This is a genomic window from Bradyrhizobium sp. Ash2021 (assembly GCF_031202265.1).
Classification (GTDB): Bacteria; Pseudomonadota; Alphaproteobacteria; order Rhizobiales; family Xanthobacteraceae; genus Bradyrhizobium.
Genome location: NZ_CP100604.1, coordinates 999,251 through 1,022,618, shown reverse-complemented (window position 1 = coordinate 1,022,618; position 23,368 = coordinate 999,251). Strand labels below are relative to the sequence as shown.

Annotated in this window: 25 protein-coding genes; 8 read left to right on the top strand and 17 right to left on the bottom strand. The window is 63.5% G+C overall.

What is annotated here, in order from left to right; all coding sequences use genetic code 11:
* Positions 1–445 precede the first annotated feature (445 nt).
* The 6 genes from NL528_RS04775 to NL528_RS04750 all read right to left on the bottom strand — a co-directional run bounded on the left by NL528_RS04775 (position 446) and on the right by NL528_RS04750 (position 7,139).
* Positions 446–625 (bottom strand): hypothetical protein, encoded by a 180-nt coding sequence (locus NL528_RS04775; protein WP_309181568.1) that lies wholly within the window; start codon positions 623–625, stop codon positions 446–448.
* A 79-nt stretch (positions 626–704) separates the two neighbouring features.
* The gene (locus NL528_RS04770) at positions 705–902 is read right to left on the bottom strand and encodes a hypothetical protein (RefSeq protein WP_309181567.1); all 198 of its coding nucleotides are present in this window, start codon (positions 900–902) and stop codon (positions 705–707) included.
* A 391-nt stretch (positions 903–1,293) separates the two neighbouring features.
* Positions 1,294–2,004: a ligase-associated DNA damage response endonuclease PdeM gene (gene pdeM / locus NL528_RS04765; RefSeq protein ID WP_309181566.1), complete on the bottom strand. Its 711-nt coding sequence runs from the start codon at positions 2,002–2,004 to the stop codon at positions 1,294–1,296.
* A gap of 3 nt (positions 2,005–2,007) precedes the next feature.
* Positions 2,008–4,590 carry a ligase-associated DNA damage response DEXH box helicase gene (locus NL528_RS04760; RefSeq protein ID WP_309181565.1) on the bottom strand — a complete coding sequence of 861 codons (2,583 nt, stop codon included), beginning with the start codon at positions 4,588–4,590 and terminating at the stop codon, positions 2,008–2,010.
* Positions 4,591–4,790: 200 nt separating this feature from the next.
* Positions 4,791–6,020, bottom strand: coding sequence for an ABC transporter substrate-binding protein (locus NL528_RS04755; protein WP_309181564.1), 1,230 nt, complete (start codon positions 6,018–6,020; stop codon positions 4,791–4,793).
* A 192-nt stretch (positions 6,021–6,212) separates the two neighbouring features.
* Positions 6,213–7,139, bottom strand: coding sequence for a methyltransferase domain-containing protein (locus tag NL528_RS04750; protein ID WP_309184804.1), 927 nt, complete (start codon positions 7,137–7,139; stop codon positions 6,213–6,215).
* Positions 7,140–7,324: 185 nt separating this feature from the next.
* Here NL528_RS04750 and NL528_RS04745 point away from each other — a divergent pair, with 185 nt between their 5' ends.
* The 5 genes from NL528_RS04745 (at position 7,325) to NL528_RS04725 (ending at position 12,496) form a co-directional block, all read left to right on the top strand.
* On the top strand, positions 7,325–8,362 hold the full coding sequence (locus NL528_RS04745) for a ligase-associated DNA damage response exonuclease (protein WP_309184803.1): 1,038 nt from the start codon (positions 7,325–7,327) through the stop codon (positions 8,360–8,362).
* Positions 8,359–10,005, top strand: a complete 1,647-nt coding sequence (locus tag NL528_RS04740; protein ID WP_309181563.1) for an ATP-dependent DNA ligase — start codon at positions 8,359–8,361, stop codon at positions 10,003–10,005. The genes NL528_RS04745 and NL528_RS04740 overlap by 4 nt, the downstream gene beginning before the upstream one ends.
* A gap of 101 nt (positions 10,006–10,106) precedes the next feature.
* Positions 10,107–10,409 (top strand): DUF6460 domain-containing protein, encoded by a 303-nt coding sequence (locus NL528_RS04735; RefSeq protein ID WP_309181562.1) that lies wholly within the window; start codon positions 10,107–10,109, stop codon positions 10,407–10,409.
* Positions 10,410–10,434: 25 nt separating this feature from the next.
* On the top strand, positions 10,435–11,169 hold the full coding sequence (locus tag NL528_RS04730) for an MBL fold metallo-hydrolase (RefSeq protein ID WP_309181561.1): 735 nt from the start codon (positions 10,435–10,437) through the stop codon (positions 11,167–11,169).
* A gap of 1 nt (position 11,170) precedes the next feature.
* A complete protein-coding gene (locus NL528_RS04725; RefSeq protein WP_309181560.1) occupies positions 11,171–12,496 on the top strand; it encodes an MATE family efflux transporter in 1,326 nt (441 codons plus the stop codon).
* A 153-nt stretch (positions 12,497–12,649) separates the two neighbouring features.
* Here NL528_RS04725 and NL528_RS04720 read toward each other — a convergent pair whose 3' ends face one another.
* On the bottom strand, positions 12,650–13,747 hold the full coding sequence (locus NL528_RS04720; protein WP_309181559.1) for a quinone-dependent dihydroorotate dehydrogenase: 1,098 nt from the start codon (positions 13,745–13,747) through the stop codon (positions 12,650–12,652).
* On the bottom strand, positions 13,744–14,088 hold the full coding sequence (locus NL528_RS04715; protein WP_309181558.1) for a DUF952 domain-containing protein: 345 nt from the start codon (positions 14,086–14,088) through the stop codon (positions 13,744–13,746). Before NL528_RS04715 ends, NL528_RS04720 begins: the two co-directional genes overlap by 4 nt.
* Before the next feature lie 186 nt (positions 14,089–14,274).
* On the opposite strand from NL528_RS04715, the gene NL528_RS04710 reads away from it, so the two are divergent.
* On the top strand, positions 14,275–14,928 hold the full coding sequence (locus NL528_RS04710) for a helix-turn-helix transcriptional regulator (RefSeq protein ID WP_309181557.1): 654 nt from the start codon (positions 14,275–14,277) through the stop codon (positions 14,926–14,928).
* A gap of 11 nt (positions 14,929–14,939) precedes the next feature.
* The gene (locus tag NL528_RS04705) at positions 14,940–15,440 is read left to right on the top strand and encodes a mismatch-specific DNA-glycosylase (RefSeq protein ID WP_309181556.1); all 501 of its coding nucleotides are present in this window, start codon (positions 14,940–14,942) and stop codon (positions 15,438–15,440) included.
* 134 nt (positions 15,441–15,574) lie between these two features.
* Here NL528_RS04705 and NL528_RS04700 read toward each other — a convergent pair whose 3' ends face one another.
* Entirely contained in the window at positions 15,575–15,739 is a 165-nt protein-coding gene (locus tag NL528_RS04700) for a hypothetical protein (protein ID WP_309181555.1), read from the bottom strand.
* Positions 15,740–15,878: 139 nt separating this feature from the next.
* Here NL528_RS04700 and NL528_RS04695 point away from each other — a divergent pair, with 139 nt between their 5' ends.
* Positions 15,879–16,853: an ABC transporter substrate-binding protein gene (locus tag NL528_RS04695; RefSeq protein ID WP_309181554.1), complete on the top strand. Its 975-nt coding sequence runs from the start codon at positions 15,879–15,881 to the stop codon at positions 16,851–16,853.
* A 105-nt stretch (positions 16,854–16,958) separates the two neighbouring features.
* Here NL528_RS04695 and NL528_RS04690 read toward each other — a convergent pair whose 3' ends face one another.
* From NL528_RS04690 to NL528_RS04655, 8 genes are all read right to left on the bottom strand, one after another.
* Entirely contained in the window at positions 16,959–17,180 is a 222-nt protein-coding gene (locus NL528_RS04690; protein WP_309181553.1) for a PRC-barrel domain containing protein, read from the bottom strand.
* Positions 17,181–17,238: 58 nt separating this feature from the next.
* Positions 17,239–17,412 carry a hypothetical protein gene (locus tag NL528_RS04685; RefSeq protein WP_309181552.1) on the bottom strand — a complete coding sequence of 58 codons (174 nt, stop codon included), beginning with the start codon at positions 17,410–17,412 and terminating at the stop codon, positions 17,239–17,241.
* 398 nt (positions 17,413–17,810) lie between these two features.
* A complete protein-coding gene (locus NL528_RS04680; RefSeq protein ID WP_309181551.1) occupies positions 17,811–18,593 on the bottom strand; it encodes a class II aldolase/adducin family protein in 783 nt (260 codons plus the stop codon).
* A 292-nt stretch (positions 18,594–18,885) separates the two neighbouring features.
* Positions 18,886–20,526, bottom strand: a complete 1,641-nt coding sequence (locus NL528_RS04675; protein WP_309181550.1) for a lysine--tRNA ligase — start codon at positions 20,524–20,526, stop codon at positions 18,886–18,888.
* Between the two features lie 186 nt (positions 20,527–20,712).
* Entirely contained in the window at positions 20,713–21,630 is a 918-nt protein-coding gene (locus NL528_RS04670) for a transporter substrate-binding domain-containing protein (protein WP_309181549.1), read from the bottom strand.
* A gap of 94 nt (positions 21,631–21,724) precedes the next feature.
* On the bottom strand, positions 21,725–22,315 hold the full coding sequence (locus NL528_RS04665) for an SCO family protein (RefSeq protein WP_309181548.1): 591 nt from the start codon (positions 22,313–22,315) through the stop codon (positions 21,725–21,727).
* Between the two features lie 24 nt (positions 22,316–22,339).
* The gene (locus NL528_RS04660; RefSeq protein ID WP_309181547.1) at positions 22,340–22,534 is read right to left on the bottom strand and encodes a hypothetical protein; all 195 of its coding nucleotides are present in this window, start codon (positions 22,532–22,534) and stop codon (positions 22,340–22,342) included.
* A 134-nt stretch (positions 22,535–22,668) separates the two neighbouring features.
* Positions 22,669–23,142 carry a hypothetical protein gene (locus tag NL528_RS04655; RefSeq protein ID WP_309181546.1) on the bottom strand — a complete coding sequence of 158 codons (474 nt, stop codon included), beginning with the start codon at positions 23,140–23,142 and terminating at the stop codon, positions 22,669–22,671.
* Between the last annotated feature and the right edge of the window lie 226 nt (positions 23,143–23,368).

Below are 23,368 nucleotides of genomic sequence, written 5' to 3'. Positions count from 1 at the left end.
GCGAAAACGGTTAGCAGCGCCGTTCGTCCGCGCGCCGGCCGATCGCTCACGGGAAGACCCGCCCTGCGATCCCACTGCGCGCCCGACGCTGTCGCGTCCATCGCATCCCACCGCGCGTTCGTGACGACTCGAGAAACGCCCCTTGCTCGGGTGAGACGCGCGGAGAGAAACCACTGATTTGCCCGACGGCGGAAGCGAAATATTTTTATCGGAAGGGCTGGACAGGTTTTTACTGATTTGCCCGTCGGGCAATTTTTGTGACCGTCACCCTCCCCTGGGTCGTCCGAAACGCGGACGCCGGGAGCGAGACGGTGCTGATGCGCTGGGGGGCATGCCGCCACGCCGCGCACGCCCGCCGGTCAACTCCGCGAGCAGCTAACCCGACGACCACGCCCACGGCCGAGAACGCGACAACCGTGCTTCCGCCATCAGGAGAAAGCTCCCGTCAGAGAATGATGGATGCCTTATCAAGATATTTCTGAACTTGCAGGTCACCGTGCTGGACTTTGCCTGACCCGCTTCCAGAAGACTGTGAACCGCCGGTCGCTTTCTCAAGGTCGCATTCGCTCAGTTCTGCCAGGGGAACGTGGGCTTCGAGGTCCTCGTCATCGCGCTGTCGTGTCATGATCGCGCTCCTTTGCTTGCGAACACCCGCGCACAACTCAGAGTCATAGCGCGGGTGATTGACATGTTGTGCCTGACCATCACGCTACGGCACCTTGAGCGAGGCTCCATTTGGCGGCCACGTTACCCGCAGCGGTGCCATCCGGCTTCTGCTCGGTGTACTCAAATTTTACACGTGCGTAACTAAGCGACAGAGATGATCCACCAGTGGCCTTCTCGAGTTGTTCCTCGTTCAATTCGTATTTCGAAAGCTTAGGCTCGGTGTTGAGGCTGCTCATGGTCTGCTCCTTTGATGAAGGTGTGACCATGCTCAATCCGCGTCGCCGAGACTGTGACGCAAATCACGCTGCCCATGCGACGTTGTCGCGTCCATCGCATCCCACCGCGCGTTCGTGACGACTCGAGAAACGCCCCTTGCTCGGGTGAGACGCGCGGAGTCAAACTACTGATTTGCCCAACGGCGGAAGCGAAATATTTTATGGGAAGGGCTGGACAGGTTTTTACTGATTTGCCCGTCGGGCACTTTCCAACGCGTCTCGCGCAAAAATTCACCGCCGTCATTCCGGGATGCGCCGCAAGGCGCAGGCCCGGAATCCATAACCACGATCGAGGGTTATGGATTCCGGGCTCGCGCCAAGAGGCGCGCCCCGGAATGACAGTGAGGGATACTCAATAACACCGCGAGGCGGCGATCGCGTGCAGTTTGCGGTCGCCGAGCACATGCGCCATGAAGCCCGGCGTGCCGAAGATTTTGGCGAATGCCGCGTCGCGGATGCTTAGCCCCCCGGTGTAGGCGCCGAACGCCGGCATCACCGCGCGCTCGCCGTCGCTGGCAAAACAGCGCCGCTCCATGGTGCGCCCGCGCGTCGGCACCCGCGCCTTGGGATGCAGATGGCCGGCGATTTCGCCGAACGCGCCGGTCGGCTCGTGGCGGAACACGATGGGCCCGATGGCGACTTCGCTGGCGACCACGCCGCCGAGATCGGACGGCAGTGCCGGATCGTGATTGCCCGATATCCAGATCCAGTCTCGCCGCGCCTGCAGCGCAGTCAGCGCCTCGCGATTCGAATCCGCGAGACGTTCATGCGCGGTTCGATCGTGAAAACTGTCGCCGAGCGCGATCACCATGCGCGGGTCGTGGCGGGCAATGACGGCGGCAAGCCGGCCGAGCGTCGCCACCGTATCGTAGGGCGGCAGCAGCACGCCGCGCGCGGCAAAGCTGGAACCCTTTTCGAGGTGCAGGTCGGAGACGACGAGCAGGCGCTGCTCTTCCCAGAACAGCGCGCCGGAGAGATCGGCGAGTAGCGCTACATCTGCAATCGTAACAGTCGAAGCGCGCACGGTTTGATCATCCTCTGAAGATTGCGCGGCTGCCGTCACGTTTTATCCTGTCTTACCTATCGCCTCTTTGACGAGTTCATTGGCGGCTTCCGCCAGCAATTCGTCGGACGCTTCGCCATAGACTGACTCGCGGCCGATTTCCAGCATCACCGGGACCGCGAGCGGCGAAACGCGGTCGAGTTCCCGATGGGTGATTCGCCCATGAATACGCGACAGCATATCACCCAGCCGGCGAAGATCGAGCAATCCCGACGCGGCATCGGCGCGCGCCGCGCGCAACAGCACGTGGTCGGCCTGGTGCTTGCGCAGCACGTCGTAGATCAAATCAGTCGAGAACAGCACCTGGCGGCGGGATTTTTCCTCGCCGGTGAAGCGCCGCGCGATCAGGCCGGAAATGATCGCGCAATTGCGAAAGGTGCGCTTCATCAGCGCGGATTCGGCGAGCCACGCCTCGAGATCGTCGCCGAGCATGTCCGGATCGAACAGCGCGTTGAGATCGAGCTGGCCGTGCCGGACCATGAACGACATGTCGCCGAGGCCCCACACCGCCACCGCATATTCATTGGCGACGAAGCCGAGCGGCCGCACCCGCGCGCGCTCCATCCGCCGCGTCAGCAGCATGCCTAGCGTCTGGTGCGCCAGCCGCCCCTCGAAGGGATAACAGATGAGGTAATGCTTGCTGCCGCGGGGAAAGGTTTCCACCAGCAGCTCGCGCACTCCCGGCACGCGCGAAAATCCCTGCTGCAGCGACAGCCAGTCGCGCACCTGATCCGGCAACGCGTTCCAGGCCCGCTTGTCGTCGAGCAGTTTTCGCACACGTTCGGCGAGATAGGTCGAAAGCGGAAATTTGCCGCCCATATAGGACGGTACCTTTGCATCGCTGTCGTTGGCGCGGGAGACGTAGACCTGGTCCTCGACGAGGGCCTCATACCGCACCACCTCGCCGCCGAACACAAAGGTGTCGCCGACCACGAGCCCTTCGATGAAATATTCCTCGATCTCGCCCAGCATCCGGCCGCCGCGCCCGAGCGCGCCGGTCGAGCCCGAGCCGCCGCCGCGCGAACGCACCAGGCGAACTTTCAGCATCGACTCTTCGACGATGGTGCCGACGTTCATCCGGTAGCTCTGCCGCACCCGCGGATTGGTGACGCGCCAGCGCCCCTGCTTGTCCAGCTTGATGCGCGCAAAACGCTCATAGCTCTTCAGCGCGTAGCCGCCGGTGGCGACGAAATCGACCACGTCGTCGAAATCGGTTCGCGTCAGGCCGGAATAAGGCGCCGCCGTCAGCACTTCCGAATAGAGTTGGTCGGACAGAAACGGCTCGCCGCAGGCGCAGCCGAGCACGTGCTGCGCCAGCACGTCGAGCGCGCCGATGCGCAACGGCGGAGTGTCCTGCGCATTCTCCGCGACCGCGTCGATCGCCACCGCGCATTCCAGCACCTCGAACCGGTTGGCCGGCACCAGAACCGCGCGGGACGCCTCGTCGATGCGGTGATTGGCGCGGCCGATTCGCTGCATCAGCCGCGACGCACCCTTGGGCGCGCCGATATTGATCACGAGATCGACGTCGCCCCAATCGACGCCGAGATCGAGCGAGGAGGTGCAAACCACGCCGCGCAGCCTGCCGGCCGACATCGCGTCCTCGACCTTGCGACGCTGCGCGACATCGAGCGAGCCGTGATGCAGCGCAATCGCAAGGCCATCGTCGTTCATGCGCCAGAGATCCTGGAACAGCATCTCGGCCTGGCTGCGGGTGTTGACGAACACCAGCGTGGTCTTGTTGCGCCTGATCAGGTCGTAGACCTCGTTCAGCGCGTGGCGCGCGCTGTGGCCGGCCCATGGCAGGCGCTCCCTGGTGTCGAGCATTTCGACAACAGGCGCCGCGGCGCCGCCGGCGACCACGATGTCGGCGCCTTCTTGTCTGCCGTCGCGCTGCGGCACCAGAAACCGCGCCAGCGATTCCGGCTCGGCGACGGTCGCCGACAGGCCGATCGCGCGCATCTCGGGCGCCAGCCGCCACAGCCGCGCCAGGCCGAGCGACAGCAGATCGCCGCGCTTGGAGGTCACCAGCGCATGCAACTCGTCGAGCACGATGCGTTTCAGCGATGAAAACAGAAACGGCGCGTCGTCGGACGACAATAGCAGCGCCAATTGCTCCGGCGTGGTCAGCAGAATATCCGGCGGATAGCGCCGCTGCCGCTGCCGCCGCGACACCGGCGTGTCGCCGGTGCGGGTCTCGACCTTGATCGGCAGCCCCATCTGGGCAATCGGCGTTTCCAGATTGCGCGCGATATCGACCGCAAGCGCCTTCAGCGGCGAGATGTAGAGCGTATGGAGGCCGCCGCTGCGCTGCACGGCGCGGCCGGTGGAGATGACGGTTTTCTTGGCCCCCTCCGCAGGCGATGGAATGGAAAGCTCCACCAATGTCGGCAGAAACCCCGCCAGCGTCTTGCCGGCGCCGGTCGGCGCGATCAGCAGCGCGGACGCATCCTCGCGGGCTTTTGCGAGTAGCGCGAGCTGATGCTCGCGCGGCAACCAGCCGCGCGACGCGAACCATTGAAGGAAGCGGTCGGGCAGCAGGGGCTCGGCTTCGGCCGATGGCAAGGGCAGGACAAGGGACGGCACAGGTTAAGAGCTAAGCCGTCGGGAGCGCTTCGTCGAGGGGCACTTGCTTACCTCGCCCCGCTTGCGGGGAGAGGTCGGATTGCGAAGCAATCCGGGTGAGGGGGTACAGGTCTATCAATTGACACTAACTTCGTTGAGAGAGCCCCTCACCCCACCCTCTCCCCGCGAAGGGCGGGGCGAGGGAGATCGACGACCGCCCGCTACTCCGTCACCGCCTTCTCCGAAATCTGCCAGTCCTTGCCGTCGAAGATCGAGATGTGCAGCGTCTTCATCGGCGTGTAATCGTCGGGGGTGTAGCTGTAATTGATATCGTCGAGGAAGAATGGCGAGTGGTATCCGGCGAGCGTGCTCGCGTTCTTCAGCACGTTGGCGCGGGTGAGCTCGTCGCCGCAGCGGCGCAGGATTTCGCCCATCGAGACCGCCTGGCCGTAGCCGGCATAGGCGATGGTGTTGTCGGGATCGACATTGGGCAGATATTTCGCGCGCAACGCCTCGAACGCCATCACGTCCTTATCCTTTTCCCAGCGCCCCGGTCCGGCGTCCTTGGAATAGCGGATAGCAACGATGCCGGCAGCATTCTCGAAGCCCGCGGCGTTGAGGATCGAACGTCCGGTCGATCCGGCCGAAAGCAATTGCAGCGGCTTCCAGCCGAGTTCAACCACTTTCCTGATCGACTGCGACGACGCCTTGCCGGTCGAGATGTTGTAGAAAACATCCGCGCCCGACTTCGAGAGGTTGATGAGCTGCGAATCGACCGTCGGCTCGGTCAGATCGTAGGTCTGCTCCATGATCACCTTGGCGGTGCCGCCGGCATCTTCCAGCACCTTCTTGAAGGGACCGAGGAAGTCGCGGCCGAAATCGTCGTTCTGGTAGAGGATGCCGACCTTGGCGTTCGGCTTCACGCTCACGACGTGTCTTGCCAGAATGCGCGCTTCGGTCGGATAGAGCGGCAGGCCCGCCATGGTCCATTTGAAGTTCTTCGGATCGTTCCACTTCGAGGCGCCGGTATTGAGCAATAGCTGCGGCACGCCTTTCGAGTTGAGATATTTGTGCACGGCGGTCTGCGGCGCGGTGCCGAGCGAGCCGAACAGCGCCAGCACTTCCTCCTGCTCCACCAGCCGCCGCGTCGCCTCGACGCATTTCGGCGGGCTGTAGGCGTCGTCCATGGTGAAGAACTTGATCTTGCGCCCGTTGATGCCGCCGTTCTCGTTCAGCATCTGGAAATAGGCTTCGCCGATGCGCCCCAGCACGCCGTAGATCGAGCCGGGGCCGGAATGCGGCACGGTCTGGCCGAGCTTGATTTCGGTGTCGGTCGCGCCGGGATCGTATTTCTTCTCGGCCGCCCAGACATAAGGCGCGGGCATGGCTGATGCGGCGATGGCGGCAAGCGCGGTGGCGCCGAATTCGCGCCTTGTTTGTTTCTTGTTCATTTTTGTTTCTCCCTGGTTGCGGGCAATGATCTACATTCCGGCAGGCACGGCAATAGAGAACTGGGAGTGGCGCGACACAATACCGCTTGTAGAAGCCGACGACATTTCCGCGAGGCGGAAATCGCAGCGTGTAGACTCAAGTTTTGGCAGCGACTCTTCCCCCTCTCCCCTTGTGCGAGAAGGGAAGAGCGATCAGGTTTTCGCCGCGACCACGACCAGGCCCGGCACCGGAAAATTGTCCTCGTTGCGGGCGGAACGGTCTTCAAGCCGGGACAATTTCAGTCCAGCGGCCTCCACCGACGCGCGCACATAGTCCGCGCTGTGCGCGTAGCGCAGCCCCGGGCCGACGATGACGCCCTCGCCGTCATGGGTTTCGGCCGTGAACGCGAGTACGCCGCCGGACACCAGCACGCGTCTCGCCTCCGCCAGCACAGGCAGGAGATCGGCGACATAGACCATCGCGTCGGCGGCGAGAATGAGTTCGGCGCTCGTCTCGGGCTTGCTGCGCAGTCCCTCCAGCATGTCGTCGACCTCGAGCTCGGCATAGAGCCCCGTCAGGCGCGCCTTTTCGATCATGCGCGGCGACAGGTCGATGCCGATGAAGCGATCGACATTGCTGGCGAAGGCCGCAGCGGCGAGGCCAGTGCCGCAGCCGAGATCGATCGCGCGCTTGAAGAAGGCGGGTTTTTTGGCGACGGCACGAACCAACAGCACTGCCTTGAACAGAATTGCCGGGCCGCGATAGCCGAGGTCGTCCACCAGGGCGGTTTCGAACCGCGGCGCATATTGGTCGAACAGCGTCTGCACATAGGCTGGCGGCATGCCGGACACTTGTTCGGCGCCGAGCCGCATCAGCCGCAGGCTGGCACCATGGCGGTCGCCGCGGTCGGCGGCATGGGCGTTGCGGAACGCCGCGATCGCAGCATCCTGCTCGCCGAGCGCTTCGCGGATGTCGCCAAGCGTGAACCAGGCGGAGACAAAATCCGGCGCCAGTTCGGTGGCCTGCAGCAGCAGATCGGCGGCGGCGACGAGATCGCCCTTCAATTGCAGATCGCGCGCGAATTCAAAGCGGCGGTCGGCCATCAGATCGCCGGAGGACAGGAACACGCGGGCGGGCATTTCGGGGACCACACTTGTCATTGTTCGTCATTGCCGGGCATAGTAGTCTGCCTTGCGCAGACTGCGTAAACTTGTCTGCGTGCCCGGCAATCCATCAATCAAAGGATTCTTCCGAAAGATGGATGCGCGGGTCAAGCCCGCGCATGACGGCTAAAAATTGGGCCAAGCCGGCCTATATATCCAAAATGCGCCCGCAAGACATCCTGATGCCCGTTGCCGCCGGCCTGTGCTGCAAGCCCGGCGGCTTTCATATCGATCCGGTGCGGCCGGTCGAGCGGGCGGTGATCACCCACGGCCATTCCGACCACGCCCGCCCCGGCCATGGCGCGGTGCTGGCGACGCAAGAGACGCTCGACATGATGCGGCTGCGCTATGGCGACAATTTTGCGGGCAGCACACAGGCCGTTGCCTATGGCGAGGAGATCCGGCTCGGCGACGTCAGAATTAAATTCCATCCCGCCGGCCATGTGCTGGGCTCGGCGCAGATCGCAGTCACCTGCAAGGATACCTGCATCGTCGCGTCCGGCGATTACAAGGATGCGACCGACCCGACCTGCGCGCCGTTCGAGGTGGTGCCGTGCGACGTCTTCATCACCGAGGCCACTTTCGGCCTGCCGGTGTTTCGCCACGGCAACGCCGCCGACGAGGTCAAAAAACTGCTGGCGTCGGTGGCGCTGTTTCCGGAACGCGCGCATCTGGTCGGCGCCTATTCGCTCGGCAAGGCGCAGCGCGTGATCGCGCTGCTGCGCGCGGCCGGCTACGACGCGCCGGTCTATCTGCACGGCGCGATGGAGAAGATCACGCGCTACTACGAAAGCCGCGGCATCGCCCTCGGCGATCTCCGTCCCGTCAAGGGCATCAAGAAGGCCGATCTCGCCGGCACCATCACGCTGGCGCCGCCGTCGGCCACCGCGGATATCTGGACGCGGCGGTTTCCCGATCCGGTCACCGCCTTTGCCTCCGGCTGGATGCGGGTGCGCGCCCGCGCGCGGCAGCGCGGCGTCGAACTGCCGCTGGTGATTTCGGACCACGCCGATTGGGACGGGCTGACCGCGACCATCGAAGCCACCGGCGCGGGCGAAGTCTGGGTCACCCATGGCCAGGAAGACGCGCTGGTGCATTGGTGCCAGACAAAGGGCCTTGCCGCGCGGCCGCTCGATCTGGTCGGCTATGGCGACGAGGATGAAAGCGAAGCGGTGTCGGTGGACGAGGCCGAGGCATGAACCGTTTTGCCGAACTTTTGGATCGCCTCGCCTATGAGCCCGGCCGCAACAACAAGCTGCGGCTGATCACCAACTATTTTCGCGAGACCGCCGATCCCGATCGCGGCTACGCGCTGGCGGCGCTGACCGGCGCGCTGTCGTTCAAACATGCAAAACCGGGATTGATCCGCGATTTGATCACCGACCGCACCGATCCGGTGCTGTTCGGATTGTCCTACGACTATGTCGGCGACCTCTCGGAGACGGTGGCGCTGATGTGGCCGAAGGCGGCCCTGCCCGGCCACAACAACCCGCCGCCGCCGACGCTGACCGAGGTCGTCACCACGCTGCGCACGCTCGGCAAGACTGAACTGCCAAAGCAGCTCGCGCGCTGGCTCGACGAACTCGACGAGACCGGGCGCTGGGCGCTGCTAAAGCTCGTCACCGGCGCGATGCGGATTGGGATTTCGGCGCGGCTGGCAAAAACGGCGGCGGCTGCCCTTGGAGACAAGGATCCGCACGACGTCGAGCTGATGTGGCCGGGCCTTTCGCCACCCTATCTCGAGCTGTTCGCGTGGCTGGAGGGCCGCGCAGAAAAGCCCGTCAATCGCGATCCGACGCCGTTCCGTCCGGTGATGCTGGCGCATGCGATCGAGGATTCGGATTTCGCCAATCTGGACGCATCCGATTTCGTCGCGGAATGGAAATGGGACGGCATCCGCGTCCAGGCGGTGAGCGGCCGCGACGGGCGCGGCCACATCCAGGCGCGGCTGTATTCGCGCACGGGCGAAGACATCACCAAGAGCTTTCCGGACCTGCTGCCGTCGCTGCATCTGCCCGGCGCCATCGATGGCGAGCTATTGGTGCTGCGCGACGGCCGCGTGCAGACCTTCAATGTGCTGCAGCAGCGCCTCAACCGAAAGGTCGTTTCTCCGAAGCTAACAAAAGATTTTCCGATCCATCTGCGCGCCTATGATCTGCTCGGCGACGACGAAAACGATCTGCGCGAGCTGCCGTTCATCGAACGCCGCGCCCGGCTGGAGGCGTTCGTCAAAAAGCTCGACGACCCACGCATTGATCTCTCGCCGACGATTCCCTTCGAAAGCTGGGAGGCGCTGACCGCGGCGCGCGCCGATCCCGCCGGCGCCGGCGCGGGCGAGGATGCCGAGGCGGTCGAGGGCGTGATGCTGAAGCGGCGCGACGCGCCTTATCTGCCGGGCCGCCCAAAAGGCCAGTGGTGGAAGTGGAAGCGCGATCCGCACATCATAGATGCCGTGCTGATGTATGCGCAGCGTGGCCACGGCAAGCGTTCGTCCTATTACTCAGACTACACTTTCGGCGTCTGGACCAAAGGCGACGGCGGCGACGAACTGGTGCCGGTCGGAAAAGCCTATTTCGGCTTCACCGACGAGGAACTGCTGCAGATCGACCGTTTCGTCCGCCGCAACACCACCGAGAAATTCGGCCCCGTCCGCCATGTCGTGCATGAGCCGGATCAGGGTCTGGTGCTGGAAGTCGCCTTCGAGGGGCTACAGCGCTCGCCGCGGCACAAATCCGGGGTCGCGATGCGGTTTCCGCGCATCAGCCGGCTTCGCTGGGACAAGCCGCCGCGCGAGGCCGACCGGCTGGAGACGCTGGAGCGGATGCTGAAGACTGTCCAATAATTAAGGTTCCAACGCCGGACGGCAGCCATTGACCCCCGCAAGCGGGTTCCCCATGTGCCCTGCCGTGACCTATAGTGCGGGCACCACCGCAGGAGAGACCGATGCCCAACGACGTCAGAGACTTGCCGGCCAGCAATGACGGCCTGTACCGCTTTCTCGGCGGCTCGCCGCTGGCGGTGGCGTTCCGGCTGATCCTGCTGTCGATCCTGGTTGGCGTGGTGCTCGCCGCCATCGGCTTCGATCCCTGGAACATCATTCACAGCATCCGCACGCTGTTCCAGCGGCTGTGGGACCTCGGCTTCGACGCCGTGAATTGGCTGTGGCGCTACTTCCTGCTCGGCGCCGTGATCGTGATCCCGATCTGGCTGCTGTCGCGGCTGTTCGGCACGCCGCGCGGCCGGTAGACTTCCCTCAAAACGGGTGCAGCCGATGCAATTGCGATTTGTCGGCTGCGGCGACGCGCTTGGCTCCGGCGGCAGGTCGAACACCTGCTTCCATGTCACCGGCAAAAGCGTCAATTTCCTGATCGACTGCGGCGCCTCGTCGCTGCCGGCCTTGAAGCGGCTGGAGATTGCACGCGACGACATCGACCTGATCCTGATCACGCATTTCCACGGCGACCATTTTGCCGGGCTGCCGTTTCTGTTGCTGGATGCGCAGTTCACGCGCCGCACCCGCCCGCTGGTCATTGCCGGGCCGCAAGGGATCGAGACGCGGCTTACGCAACTGATGGAAGCGCTGTTCGAGCATTCATCCAAGACCAAGCAGCGTTTTGATCTCTCGGTCGTCGCGCTCACGCCTGAGCAAAGCCGCAGCTTCGGCGCGGTAAAGGTCACGCCATATCCGGTGGTGCACGGCGAATCCGGTGGGCCGCATCTCGCCTACCGGATCGAGGCCGAAGGACGCGTCATCGCCTACAGCGCCGATACCGAATGGACGGAGACGCTGATCCCGACGGCGCGCGACGCCGACCTGTTCATTGCCGAGGCCTATTATTACGACAAGGTCGTCAAGAATCATCTCAGCCTGAAAACGCTGGAAGCGCATCTGCCCGAGATCAACGTCAAACGGCTGATCCTCACCCATATGAGCGACGACATGCTGGGACGGCTGGATGAGCTGCCCTACACCGCGGCTGAAGACGGCATGGTAGTCATATTCTGATATGCACGCGCCAAATCCTGCTTCGAAAGTAACGACCAGGCAGGTGTTCGCCATCGCAGGCCCGGCGATGATCGCGAACCTGACCACGCCGCTGATCGGCATCGTCTCGACCACGGCGATCGGACGGCTCGGCGACGCCACGCTGCTCGGCGGCGTCGCGATGGCGTCGGTGCTGTTCGACTGCCTGTTCTGGCTGTTCGCGTTCCTGCGCATGAGCACGGTCGCGTTCACCGCGCAATCGCTCGGCGCCGGCGAGACGACGGAATGGCGCGCGATCCTGGTGCGCGGGCTCATCGTCGCGGCGCTGATCGGCACGGCGCTGATCGCCCTGCAGATCCCGCTCGCCACCGCGCTGCTCACCGCCATGGGCGGCAGCGAGGGCGTGACCCGCGCCGCCAAAACCTATTTCACGATCCGGATCTGGTCGGCGCCGCTGGTGCTCGCCAATTACGTCGTGCTCAGCTGGCTGATCGGTCAGGCCCGCGCCACGCTGGCGCTGACGACCCAGATCACGATCAACGTCACCAATGCGGTCGCGACCGCGCTGCTGGTGCTGGTGTTCGACGCCGGCATCGCCGGCGCCGCCATCGCCGCCGTGATCGCGGAGGCCACCGGGCTATTGCTCGGTATCGTGATCGCGGCCCGCCTGACCCAGGGAAAGTTCGGCATCTCGCGCGCGACACTGTTCGACCGCGCAAAACTGCTGCGCATGCTGTCGGTCAACCGCGACATCATGGTCCGCACCGCGGCGCTGATCGCGGTATGGCTGTTCTTCGCCGCGCAAGGCGCCCGCGCCGGCGACATTCCGCTTGCCGCCAATTCGGTGCTGAACAATTTCCTGCTGATCAGCGCCTTCTTCCTCGACGGCCTTGCCAACGCCGCCGAGCAGCTGTGCGGCCGGGCCTATGGCGCCCGCGACAGAGACGGATTTTCGGGCGCGGTAAAACTGGTCGTGATCTGGGGTTTTGGCTTTGCGCTGGCGGTGGCCGCGATCTTCGCACTGTTCGGGCCGACGCTGATCGATGTCATGGCCGCGAACCCTGAGGTCCGGCGTCTTTCCCGCGACTATCTGCCGTTCGTGATCTTCGCGCCAATGCTCGGCGTGTTCGCGTTCGCCTATGACGGCGTCTATATCGGCGCGACCTGGGCCCGCGACATGCGCAATCTGATGGTGCTGTCGCTGCTCATCTTCCTCACCGCATGGCTGGCGCTGCGATCGTTCGGCAATGCCGGCCTCTGGGGCGCGCTGCTGGTGCACTACGCCGCCCGCGGCGGCCTGGAAGCGCTGCGCTATCCGGCGCTGTTGAAGAAGTCGTTCAAGACGTAAGGTGGCTGAAGCTCCCTCGCCCCGCTCTTGCGGGGAGAGGGTTGGGGTGAGGGGCTGCCTCAACGAACACCGAATGCGCGGAGTGTCCCCCTCACCCGAATTGCTTCGCAATTCGACCTCTCCCCGCACGCGGGGCGAGGTGAACCGATTCAACTACTGCACCGGCCAGTCCTCGGCCGTGATCGTGGCGGCGTCGGCGCCGACGATCTCCGACAGCGAGTCGCGGCCGGTGCGCAATAACGTCGAGGCGAGATCGTTCTTGATGTCCTCGACCAAGCCAAGGCCCTTGTAGATCAGCGACGAATACAGCTGGATCAGGCTGGCGCCGGCGCGGATTTTTGTCAGCGCGGCGCCGCCGGAATCGATGCCGCCGACCCCGATCAGCGGAAACGCACCCTCGGCGCGGACATAGGTCTCCGCCACCATCCGGGTCGACAGCCGGAACAGCGGCCGTCCGGACAGGCCGCCTTGCTCTCGCGCGCGATTGGTTTCGCGCAGAGTGGAGGGGCGCGCCAGCGTGGTATTGGCCACGATCATGCCGTCGACGCGGCGCGAGCGTGCGATGTGCACGACGTCATCGAGTTCGGCGAGACTGAGATCCGGCGCGATCTTGAGCAGCACCGGCGAATCGCCGGCATTGGTGCGGACGCGCTCGCGGGCATCGATCACTTTGGCCAGGAGCTCGTCGAGCTGGGCCGATTGCTGCAGATTGCGCAGGCCCGGCGTGTTCGGCGAGGAGACGTTGACGGTGAAATAGCTCGCGACCGGCGCAAAGGTCTCGATCAGCTTGACGTAGTCGGCGACGCGGTCCGGCGAATCCTTGTTGGCCCCGACATTGACGCCGACGATGCCGCCGTGATGCGCGCGCGCGGCAAGCCGCCGCAGCACCGCTTCCGCGCCGTCATTGTTAAAACCCATGCGGTTGATGACCGCTTCATCCCGCTCCAGCCGGAACAGCCGCGGCCTGGGATTGCCCACCTGCGGCTTGGGGGTCACCGAGCCGATCTCGACAAAGCCGAACCCGAGCCGCAGCAGCGCGTCGGGCGCCTCGGCGCTCTTGTCGAAGCCAGCGGCCATGCCGATCGGGTTCGGAAAATTCAGGCCGAACGCCCGCACCGCGAGTTTCGAATCGTCTACCCGCTGCCGGATCGGCGGCAACAGCCGCAGGCCCTGGATCGCCATGCGATGGGCGTCCTCCGGATCGAACCAGCGCAGCAGCGGCAGCGAGAAGGCGTCGAAGGCGCGAATCACGGCACAAGCTCCGGGATCTCATGATAACCGTCGGATCGCGTGCGCAGGTCGAGGATGGCGGTGACCGCGCCAAGGTCGAGTTCGCCGTAGAGGTGCGGGAACAACTCGTCATTGCGCGACGGTTCCCAGCGCAGCGCATCCCCCAGCGCGTCGGCATCGACCGCGATCAGGAACAGGCCGGTTTGCCCGAAGTAATGCTTCCGCGCGGTCTCCGCGACCTGCGAAGCTGTGGAAAAGTGAATAAAGCCGTCGCGCGCATCGTCGGCGCTGCCGCGGTACACGCCCTGCCGCTCGGCCTCGCGCCAGGCCGAGGCGGGGCTGATTTTGTAGATCGTGCGCACGGTTCCGGCGTTCCCTGCTTGTCGTTGAGTCTCTTGGGGTTTTCCCGAAAATCGCCGGGTGAGAAGCCGACCGTATCGGCGCCGGGCGCTCAACTCAAGCGCCGCTATGGCGGGCGGCGCGCGGAAGATTTGCGCAAACCGCCCGAATAAGGCAATAATTCCTAGATCAGCCCCAAGGGATTCCCGATGGCCAAACATTCCAAGTCACAGCGCATCCTGACCCACGCCCAGGTCTGGACCGCGCTCGACCGGCTCGCCGAACGCGCCGGGTTCTCGCCGTCGGGCCTCGCCAAGCGCGCCGGGCTCGATCCCACCACCTTCAACAAATCCAAGCGCATCACCGGCGACGGCCGCGAGCGCTGGCCTTCGACCGAATCGGTCTCCAAGGCGCTCGCCGCCACCAACTCCTCGATCGAGACCTTCGTGCAGCTGATCGGCGACGGCGCGCGGGGGTCGCAATCGGTGCCGCTACTCGGCTTCGCGCAAGCCGGCGCTGGCGGCCATTTCGACGACAGCGGCTTTCCGGCCGGCAAAGGCTGGGACGAGGCGGCGCTGCCCTCGACCAGCGACGAGCACGCCTATGCGCTGGAGATTTCAGGCGATTCGATGAAGCCGACCTATCGCGACGGCGACGTCATCGTGGTGTCGCCGGGCACGCCGATCCGCCGCGGCGACCGCGTGGTGGTGAAGACCACTGGCGGCGAAGTGATGGTGAAAGAGCTGAAACGCCGGACCGCAAAACTGCTCGAACTGCAGTCGGTCAATCCGGCGCATGCCGACCGCACGCTGGATGCCAATGAGGTCGAGTGGATCGCGCGCATCGTGTGGGTGAGCCAGTAGGACTTCCGCCGTTGCCGGACGTCCTCGGCGACCTGCTGGATCAATCGCTTCGCGCCGTGCTGTGTGGCACGGCGGTGGGAACGGCATCCGCGCGGGCTGGGGTTCATTACGCGCATAAGCAGAACAAGTTCTGGCGGATCCTGCACGAGACCGGACTGACGCCGGAGCTGCTGCAGCCGCACCAATACCGCGACCTGCTCCGTTACCGGATTGGTCTCACCGATTTCGTCAAAACCCATTCGGGAATGGATCATCAATTGCCGCTCCCCGAGCTCAGGGAGAGCGCGCGGGCTCGTCTGCGTGCAACGATCGCGGAGTGCCGTCCGAGGTTGCTGGCGTTTACCAGCAAAGCCGCAGGGCAGAATTTTCTCGGCGGCAAGAGAGATTACGGCGAGCAGGTGGAAACCATCGCCGATACCCAAATCTGGATATTGCCGTCGACATCGGGCGCTGCGAACGGAAGCTGGCGACCGGAAATCTGGCACCAGTTTGCGGATCGGGTGAGATCGTAGTGATTCGTCATTGCCGGGCTTGACCCGGCAATCCATCAAAAATGAGAAGCTTTTTACGAAGCGAGATGGATGCGCGGGTCAAGCCCGCGCATGACGAGATGGGTTGGACGCCGATATCGAGCTGACGCGCCCCTCTACGTCGCGTAGTCCGGCTCCTTGCGGTCGAGCATGCGCTTCAAGGCATCGAAGTGCCGCTGCGCCGGGGTCGGCCCCTTGTACAGATGATCGTCCCGGTAATCGCGCTGGGTCTTCTCGACCACGGGCGCCGGAAGCTTCTTCAGCGGTTGACCGGTCCACATCGCGTAGATCTGAACTTGCGCGGCGCGTTCGACGTAGCTGCCCGCCCCGCGTCTGGACGGGCTCTGGATTTCCGCTCCCAGACGCTCCGCAAACTGCTAGAATATGTTCCACGGCATGTTCCTTACAGGGAGGGGGCACATGCGACGGCGGGAATTCATCGAGCTTGCTGGGCTAACCTCCGTTTGGGCTGCTCGTCCATTTGCAGCGATTGCCCAATCAAAGGCCATAGCGAGGATCGCAATTATCGGATCACTCGGTCAGAACGCGATCGATGCACTCAAAGATGGCTTGCGCGAGTTCGGCCTCGTCGATGGCGAAACAATCATCATCGTCGGCAGCCCAGCCAGTGCGGCTTCGCCGGAGGCAGTCTCGACGACGGTCTCCGATCTCATCTCGCAAAAGATCAATTTGATCTTTGCGTCCGGGGCACTCGCCGGAAGAATAGCTAAGGATGCAACGAGCACAATCCCAATCGTCTGTCTCACCGGCGATTTGGTAGGGGCGGGATTAGTCCAAAGCCTCGCAAGTCCCGGCGGCAACGTCACTGGCATTAGCATTTTGACGGCAGAGGCGAGTGCAAAACGCCTTGAGCTGCTAAGGCTGCTCGTCCCCACCCTTGAGCGGGTTGCGGCGCTCTTCAATATCGCAGACCCTACAGCTGCCCTCTCGCTGAAGCCAATAGAAGTAGCGGCAACAAAGCTGCAGCTCACCATTGAGGCGTTAGGCGTACGGGGAGAGAGCGACTTCAGAAATGCCTTTGCAGCAGCGATTGCGGCCAGGGCGCAAGCCATCGCACTCACCAGCAATCCTCTGTTTGATATAGCCGGGAGCCAAATCGCGGAACTTGCGTTGCAGAACAAGCTGGCGACCATAAGCTTTGCGGATACATTCCCAAAAGTCAGGGGACTTATATCTTACGGACCGAATATTCTGGCCTCCTATCACCACGCAGCTTATTTCATTTCCCGTATCCTGCGCGGCGCTCGACCGAAAGACCTTCCTGTTGAACAGCCTACCAAGTTTACCCTCGGCATCAACCTGAACACGGCGAGGGCACTCGACATAAGGGTTCCGGACGGTTTATTGGCGTCCGCCGACGAGGTGATCCAATGAGGCGGGAGTTGCTTGCCAGTGGCTTTGCACTGTTCGCTGCATTTCATCCTTATTGAAATGAAAAGGAGCGCGCGCTCTGGGCGGCGCGCGGCCGATGCGAATGGTCTAGCTCTCCACGAACTTGACGGTTGAGACCGGCCATCTTCCATCATGACCTTTGATCGAAATCCGAAGCCCGTGCAATTCATCCAGCCAAACGTGCTCGACCGTGCCTGCCTTTCCGTCGGTAAGGACGACGGCTTTGCCGGTCAATTCGGCTTGCGCCTCGCCATACTCATTCAGAATCTCATTCAGAATTTTTGACGCACGGCGCTTCACCGATGGCATTGCCCGTCCATGTTCGGCCGCGCCGTCTTTGGCTCAACGGCGAGGTCTGTCCCAGCGCTCAGCCGCTGGAATGATTTGATGGTGACGGCTCTAAATCGCGGAGCCGGTCGATTTGCCTTTTAAATCTCGCTGGTAGTTCCGGCTCTGGTTTCAGCGACGCGCGCATTCTCTCGCCGATCTCTTCAACGATGGCGCCGCTATGTGTGTGGTCGATGTCAATACGATTGGGCATAACGAAGCCTCGTTCGGGTTAGAAAGCGCCAGCAGCGGACATCCCGCGCCTGCTCCTACTTCCCCCTCCCGCAGCTTCCTGCTTGCGAGTACGGCTGGCAATTTCTGCATGGAACCGGAGACCGCCGCTTTTGGCTATCCGCGCGAGCGCTTGCTTTGACAACAGCGGGTCTTTGGTAGCGACCTTTGGCTATCCCGCGACATGCGCCGGATTGTTACCAGCGAGCGGCGGTCTCATGAGTTATAAACCCGTGACGGGAGCAATCGTTCCCGAGTTCCAATCGCGACGCCATTCGGACGAATGAGGAACCTATTCGAGCGTGGCGCCGGACACCCGGCGAAGCTGTTCGCCAGGAGGGTTCCGGTTTAAGCCAACCTGCTTTCGGGGACGACGAACCGCTACGTCGCGTAATCAGGTTCTTTCCGGTCCAGCATCCGCTTCAGGGCATCAAAATGCCGCTGCGCCGGCGTCGGCCCCTTGTACAGATGATCGTCCCTGAAATCGCGCATGGTCTTTTCGACCACGGGCGCCGGGAGCTTCTTCAGCGGCTGCCCGGTCCACATCGCGTAGATCTGAACCTGCGCGGCGCGTTCGACGTAATAGAGCCGGTCATAGGCGTCGGCGACGGTGCTGCCTACCGTCGAGATGCCGTGATTGGCCATGAACAGCACCGACTTGTCGCCGATCACTTTTGCAAGCCGCGCGCCTTCCGCCGGATCGAGCGCGGGGCCGGTATATTCGTCGTCATAGGCAATGGCGCCTGACAGTCCGACCTCGGTCTGGCCGATCTCCTTGATGCGCGGATCCTCGAGCCGCGTCAGCGCGCTGGCATAGGGCATGTGGGTGTGAAACACCGCTTTGGCCTGCGGCAATGCCTTGTGGATCGGCGCGTGGATGCAATAGCAGGAGCGCTCGACTTCGCCCTCGCCGCGCTTGACCTCGCCATCGTCGATGCCGACTTCCATGAAGCAGGAGGCGGTCACCTCCGACCAGTGGGTCCCGAACGGAATCTGGTAGTAGCGGTCGGTGCTGCCGGGCACCACGAAGGTCAGATGGTTGAAGATGCCTTCGGAAAAACCCTGGTTGAAGGCCAGCCGATGCGCCGCGGCGAGATCGACCCGCGCCTGCCACTGCTCGGCGCTGGAGTTATCGAGCGCTTTCGGCGAAACCCTGAACTGCATGAGCATCCTCCAATGGTGTCTGCCCCTCGACGGAGGCTTGGACAGTTTATGGAGGATATTGTAGCGCAATCCGGGCCGGCGATGGCTGAAATTGCAGCGGGCCTGCTATCTCGGTTTGCGGCCTCGCAGATACGTACCCGGGACGCTCTGCTTCCCCTCTCCCCTTGTGGGAGAGGGTGGCGCCTCACGAAGTGAGGCGACGGGTGAGGGGTCTGTCTCCGCGGATAGAGACCCCTCATCCGGCTTCGCTTCGCGAAGCCACCTTCTCCCACAAGGGGAGAAGGAAGAAGGCTTACCCCGACCTCGCCAGCGCGCCGTCGATCATCGCAACCGCATTCGTGACGCCATAGACCGCGACGAACGAGCCGAAGCGCGGGCCTTTTTCCTGGCCGAGCAGCACCTGGTAGAGCATGTTGAACCAGTCGAGCGAAACGCCCGGCCGGCCATCCTTGCCCTTCTTAACGGCGTCGAGGAACGGCTCGCGGCGGCCGATCTCGTAGACCACGTTCTGGATGTCCTCGGCGGTTGCGCCTGCCGGCATGTTCGACAGCGCATCGCGCAGATCCTGCAACGCGGCGCGTTCGCTGTCGGTCGGCTCGCGGAATTTTTTCGTCGGCGCCACGAAGTCGCGGTAATAATTGATGGCGTAGCCGACCATCGCATCGAGCTTCGGGTGCGTCTGTGGCGTCACGCCGGGGCGATAGCGACCGATAAAGCCCCACAGCGTCGCGGCATTCTCCGCATTCGACGACGACACCAGCGTCAGCAAGAGCTGGAAGGTGACGGGCATGTCGGCCTTGGGCGGATTTCCGGCGTGGATATGCCAGACCGGATTTTGCAGCTGCTGCCTGGCATCCTGCCGCGGAAAGCCCTCGAGGAATTGCTGGTAGTCGTCGACGTTGCGCGGGATGACGTCGAAATACAGTCGCTTGGCCGCCTTCGGCTCGCGATACATGAACAGCGACAGCGATTCCGGCGAGGCATAGCGCAGCCATTCGTCGATGGTCAGCCCGTTGCCCTTCGACTTCGAAATCTTCTGGCCCTTGTCGTCGAGGAACAGCTCGTAATTGAATCCCTCCGGCGGCCTGCCGCCGAGCGCCGCGCAGATCTTGCCCGACAGTTTTACCGAATCGATCAGATCCTTGCCGGCCATTTCATAGTCGACGCCGAGCGCAAACCAGCGCATCGCCCAGTCCGGCTTCCACTGCAGCTTGCAATGCCCGCCGGTAACCGGAAGCGTGACGCGCTCCTTGGTCTCGGGATCGTCGTAGGAGACCGTTCCGGCCTTCACATCATGCTCGACGATCGGCACATACAGCACCATGCCGGTGCGCGGACAGATCGGGAGGAACGGCGAATAGCTCGCGGCGCGTTCCTCGCGCAGGCTCGGCAGCATCACCGCCATCACGGCGTCGAACCGCTCCAGCATGCGCAGCAGCGCCGCGTCGAACTTGCCCGAGGTGTAGTAGTCGGTCGAACTCGCGAACTCGTAGTCGAATTCAAAGGTGTCGAGGAACGCGCGCAGCCGCGCATTGTTGTGCGCGCCGAAACTTTCATGGGTGCCGAACGGATCCGGCACCCGCGTCAGCGGCCGGCCGAGATGCTTTTCCAAAAGCTCCTTGTTCGGCACGTTGTCCGGCACCTTGCGCAGGCCGTCCATGTCGTCGGAGAACGCCAGCAGCCGGGTCTTGATCTTGTCCTCGGTCAGCACGCGGAAGGCGTGGCGCACCATGGTGGTGCGCGCGACCTCGCCGAAGGTGCCGATATGCGGCAGGCCGGACGGACCGTAGCCGGTCTCGAACAGCACCTCGTCCTTCGGGCTCTTTTTCAGCCGCGCGACAATCGCTTTCGCCTGTTCGAACGGCCACGCGTTGGATTGTTCGGCGAGCGAACGCAGATCGCTCGGGCTGGCGGCAAGGTCGATGGTGGACATCCAGGGAGTCTCCAAGGCCGCGGAAACTAGCGCTTCCGCGTTAAAATGCAAAATGACGGCGGGAATCCGGGAATTTAGCCCCGTCATTGCGAGCGAAGCGAAGCAATCCATAGCGCGGCAAGCTGAGGAATGGATTGCTTCGTCGCTTTGCTCCTCGCAATGACGGGGATAGCACTGAGTTCGTTCCTAAAACGGGCTGACGGAAAAGTACCGCAGCCACAGATCGGTATAGCGGCCTTTTTCCCAGAGCCGGAACAGCGCCCAGTTCAGCGACTGCCGCAACAGATCGTTGCCCTTGCGGACGGCGATGCCGATGCCCTCGCCGAAAAAACGGCTCTCGACGAACGGCCCGCCCGAGAACGCGCAGCATTCGCCTGAATCGGTGCCGTTGATCCAGAACGCCAGCGAGATCGCATCGCCGAAGATGAAATCGACCTCGCTCCGGCGCAGCGCCAGCCGCAGCGCGTCGTCATTGGCGTAGGAGCGGATCTCGGCATCGGTGAACATCGCCTTCAGATAGGCCTCGTGCGAGGAGCCGGCGATGACGCCGACTTTCTTGCCTTCGAGATATTCGGGGCGGACCTCCGGCATCACGGCGTCGCGCCGCGACACGAAGCGCGCCGGCGCGCGGTAATACGGATCGGTGAAATCGACCTTGGCGCGCAATTGCGGCGTCACCGCCAGGGAGGCGATGATGGCGTCGCCGCGGTTGCTGGTGATGGCGTCGATCAGGGTTTCGAACCGGCGCATCTGGATGGTGCAGGTGACCTTGATCTCGTCGCACAGCGCGCGCGCCAGATCGACATTGAAGCCGGCCGGGTTGCCGTCGGGGCCGGTGAAATTGAACGGCGGGTAATCGGTCTCGGTCAGGAACCGGATCACGGTCAGGCGCGACAGGTCGGGCCGGTCCGGACGCCGCCGCGGGTCCCAGAAGCCGGGCACCGCCTGCGGGGCCGCCTCGACCCCGGGCTTTGGCGGGGTTTGGGCCTGCGCCGCGCCGGCCGATGCAACGATCGCCAGCGCAGCCGCGATCAACCACCCGGCCAAGGCGGCACGGACGGTATGAGGCAGGCTCACGCGGGATAACAAGGCGGTCTTTGGCATATCGGGCAAATTGTTACGGGATTGGAGGGCCTTATAGACCATCCGACACGCGATGCGAGGGCCGTTTGGGTTAATTTGGGCCGGCAAATTGGGGTTACAGATAACGCTTCAAATCGGTCGCGGCTTCCTCGGGCGTCCGTTTCAGGTTGAACGGCGAGACGAAGTGGCCGTCGCGATCCATCAAATAGATCAGCGCGGTATGGTCCATGGTGTAATCGCCGTCCTTGAGCGGGACCTTCTTGGAATAAACCCGGTACTCCGACAGCACCTTGGCCACCGCCTCGGGATCGCCGGTCAGCCCCTTCAGATGCGGATCGAAGCTCGAGAGGTAATCCTTCATCGCGGCCGCGGTGTCGCGCTCGGGATCCACCGAGACGAAATAGGCGTTGACCCGGTCGGCATCCTTGCCCATCGCCTTGAGCACTTCCGAAATCTCGAACAGCGAGGTCGGACAGATGTCGGGGCAATGGGTGAATCCGAAAAAGATCAGCGTCGGCTTACCCTTGAGGTTCCTGTCGGTCACGACCTGGCCGGCCTGGTCGGTCAGTTGAAACGGACCGCCGATCGCGGCGGGCGCCGTGACGGTGCGCAGCCCGCCCATCGCCCACAGCATCAGCACGAGGCCCACCACCAGGCTGCCGGCGAAGGCTGCAAAAATCACCAGCGGGCGGGTGGTCCGGTCCATCGTCAAATTCCCTTTTGTTCCGGATCAGAAGCAGGCCGAGATGCCGGCGGCGATCATCTCAAAAAACACCGCGGTCCCGTAATGGAACCACAGCACGGCGGCACCGAGCAGGGCGACGGCGCCAAGGCCGGCGGCGCCCCAAACGATCGCCGAGGCCACCCTGCCCTGAGGCGGGGTTACCACCATCATCCCGTGCTGGGTGGAAACCGGCTGAACCATAGGCTTCAGATAGAGCGAGTTCCGTATGCGGGCAAGCGCCGTGTCGGCGCAGCCGATCACGTCATGCGGAGCTAAATCGCTGATTTCGCACGAGGCCTTTTCAGCGTGAGGACTTTATCCGCGCGAAGACCCTGTCAGCGGGAAGACTGGGGCCGGTTCGCGGACGCTTGGGCGTCGAGGTAGCAGGGCTTGTACAGCTGCTGCAATTGCTTGCCGCGCAGGAAGATCATGCGCGGGGTCAGGCCGCCGCGCTGGGCGATCCAGTGCCGCACCGCCGACGGATACATCGAATACAGCATCTGGGTCGCTTCGGCGTTGGTGACCGCGCGGCCATTGGCGCCGAAATCCCAGGCGGCATGGAAGCCGAGATTGGCGTGCGAGGTCACGCAGATCTTGTTATGGGGAACCGCGCCGAGGACGATGGTGCAGGCCGAGGCGCACAGGCCGTCGATGATGACCGCTTCGCCGGAAGAACGCAGGCCCTGATATTTGTCGACGTAGGTGCCGATCCGGCCGCCGCGATCGTCCGCGATCCGGACCACCGCATGACTTGCCCCCACCCCCGCCAGCAACAAGACCGCCGCGAGCAACCCCGTCATCAACTTCATATCCAGCCCCAGTCCAAACCTGTCGAACCCGAATCTGATCGTCTCAGTGATGCAAGACTGCGCCAGCGTGTTGCGAGACGGCATTTTTGTCTAGGTGGAGGAGGCCGCTCAAAACAAATTCAAATTAAGTGTTGCGCCCGCGCTGCAGTTTGCGGCCGAAAGGTCCCAAACTGGAACAAGTTAACGATTCCTTTTGGTGCGCACCCGCCACAGGCAAGCGCCATTT

What these genes read in the sequence shown, in the direction of transcription:
- NL528_RS04775 (WP_309181568.1), bottom strand. Translation starts at nt 625, where the DNA reads ATGACACGACAGCGCGATGACGAGGACCTCGAAGCCCACGTTCCCCTG.
- NL528_RS04770 (WP_309181567.1), bottom strand. Translation starts at nt 902, where the DNA reads ATGAGCAGCCTCAACACCGAGCCTAAGCTTTCGAAATACGAATTGAAC.
- NL528_RS04755 (WP_309181564.1), bottom strand. Translation starts at nt 6,020, where the DNA reads ATGAACAAGAAACAAACAAGGCGCGAATTCGGCGCCACCGCGCTTGCC.
- NL528_RS04750 (WP_309184804.1), bottom strand. Translation starts at nt 7,139, where the DNA reads ATGCCCGCCCGCGTGTTCCTGTCCTCCGGCGATCTGATGGCCGACCGC.
- NL528_RS04745 (WP_309184803.1), top strand. Translation starts at nt 7,325, where the DNA reads ATGCGCCCGCAAGACATCCTGATGCCCGTTGCCGCCGGCCTGTGCTGC.
- NL528_RS04740 (WP_309181563.1), top strand. Translation starts at nt 8,359, where the DNA reads ATGAACCGTTTTGCCGAACTTTTGGATCGCCTCGCCTATGAGCCCGGC.
- NL528_RS04735 (WP_309181562.1), top strand. Translation starts at nt 10,107, where the DNA reads ATGCCCAACGACGTCAGAGACTTGCCGGCCAGCAATGACGGCCTGTAC.
- NL528_RS04730 (WP_309181561.1), top strand. Translation starts at nt 10,435, where the DNA reads ATGCAATTGCGATTTGTCGGCTGCGGCGACGCGCTTGGCTCCGGCGGC.
- NL528_RS04725 (WP_309181560.1), top strand. Translation starts at nt 11,171, where the DNA reads ATGCACGCGCCAAATCCTGCTTCGAAAGTAACGACCAGGCAGGTGTTC.
- NL528_RS04710 (WP_309181557.1), top strand. Translation starts at nt 14,275, where the DNA reads ATGGCCAAACATTCCAAGTCACAGCGCATCCTGACCCACGCCCAGGTC.
- NL528_RS04700 (WP_309181555.1), bottom strand. Translation starts at nt 15,739, where the DNA reads ATGTGGACCGGTCAACCGCTGAAGAAGCTTCCGGCGCCCGTGGTCGAG.
- NL528_RS04695 (WP_309181554.1), top strand. Translation starts at nt 15,879, where the DNA reads ATGCGACGGCGGGAATTCATCGAGCTTGCTGGGCTAACCTCCGTTTGG.
- NL528_RS04690 (WP_309181553.1), bottom strand. Translation starts at nt 17,180, where the DNA reads ATGCCATCGGTGAAGCGCCGTGCGTCAAAAATTCTGAATGAGATTCTG.
- NL528_RS04685 (WP_309181552.1), bottom strand. Translation starts at nt 17,412, where the DNA reads ATGCCCAATCGTATTGACATCGACCACACACATAGCGGCGCCATCGTT.
- NL528_RS04680 (WP_309181551.1), bottom strand. Translation starts at nt 18,593, where the DNA reads ATGCAGTTCAGGGTTTCGCCGAAAGCGCTCGATAACTCCAGCGCCGAG.
- NL528_RS04675 (WP_309181550.1), bottom strand. Translation starts at nt 20,526, where the DNA reads ATGTCCACCATCGACCTTGCCGCCAGCCCGAGCGATCTGCGTTCGCTC.
- NL528_RS04670 (WP_309181549.1), bottom strand. Translation starts at nt 21,630, where the DNA reads ATGCCAAAGACCGCCTTGTTATCCCGCGTGAGCCTGCCTCATACCGTC.
- NL528_RS04665 (WP_309181548.1), bottom strand. Translation starts at nt 22,315, where the DNA reads ATGGACCGGACCACCCGCCCGCTGGTGATTTTTGCAGCCTTCGCCGGC.
- NL528_RS04660 (WP_309181547.1), bottom strand. Translation starts at nt 22,534, where the DNA reads ATGGTTCAGCCGGTTTCCACCCAGCACGGGATGATGGTGGTAACCCCG.
- NL528_RS04655 (WP_309181546.1), bottom strand. Translation starts at nt 23,142, where the DNA reads ATGAAGTTGATGACGGGGTTGCTCGCGGCGGTCTTGTTGCTGGCGGGG.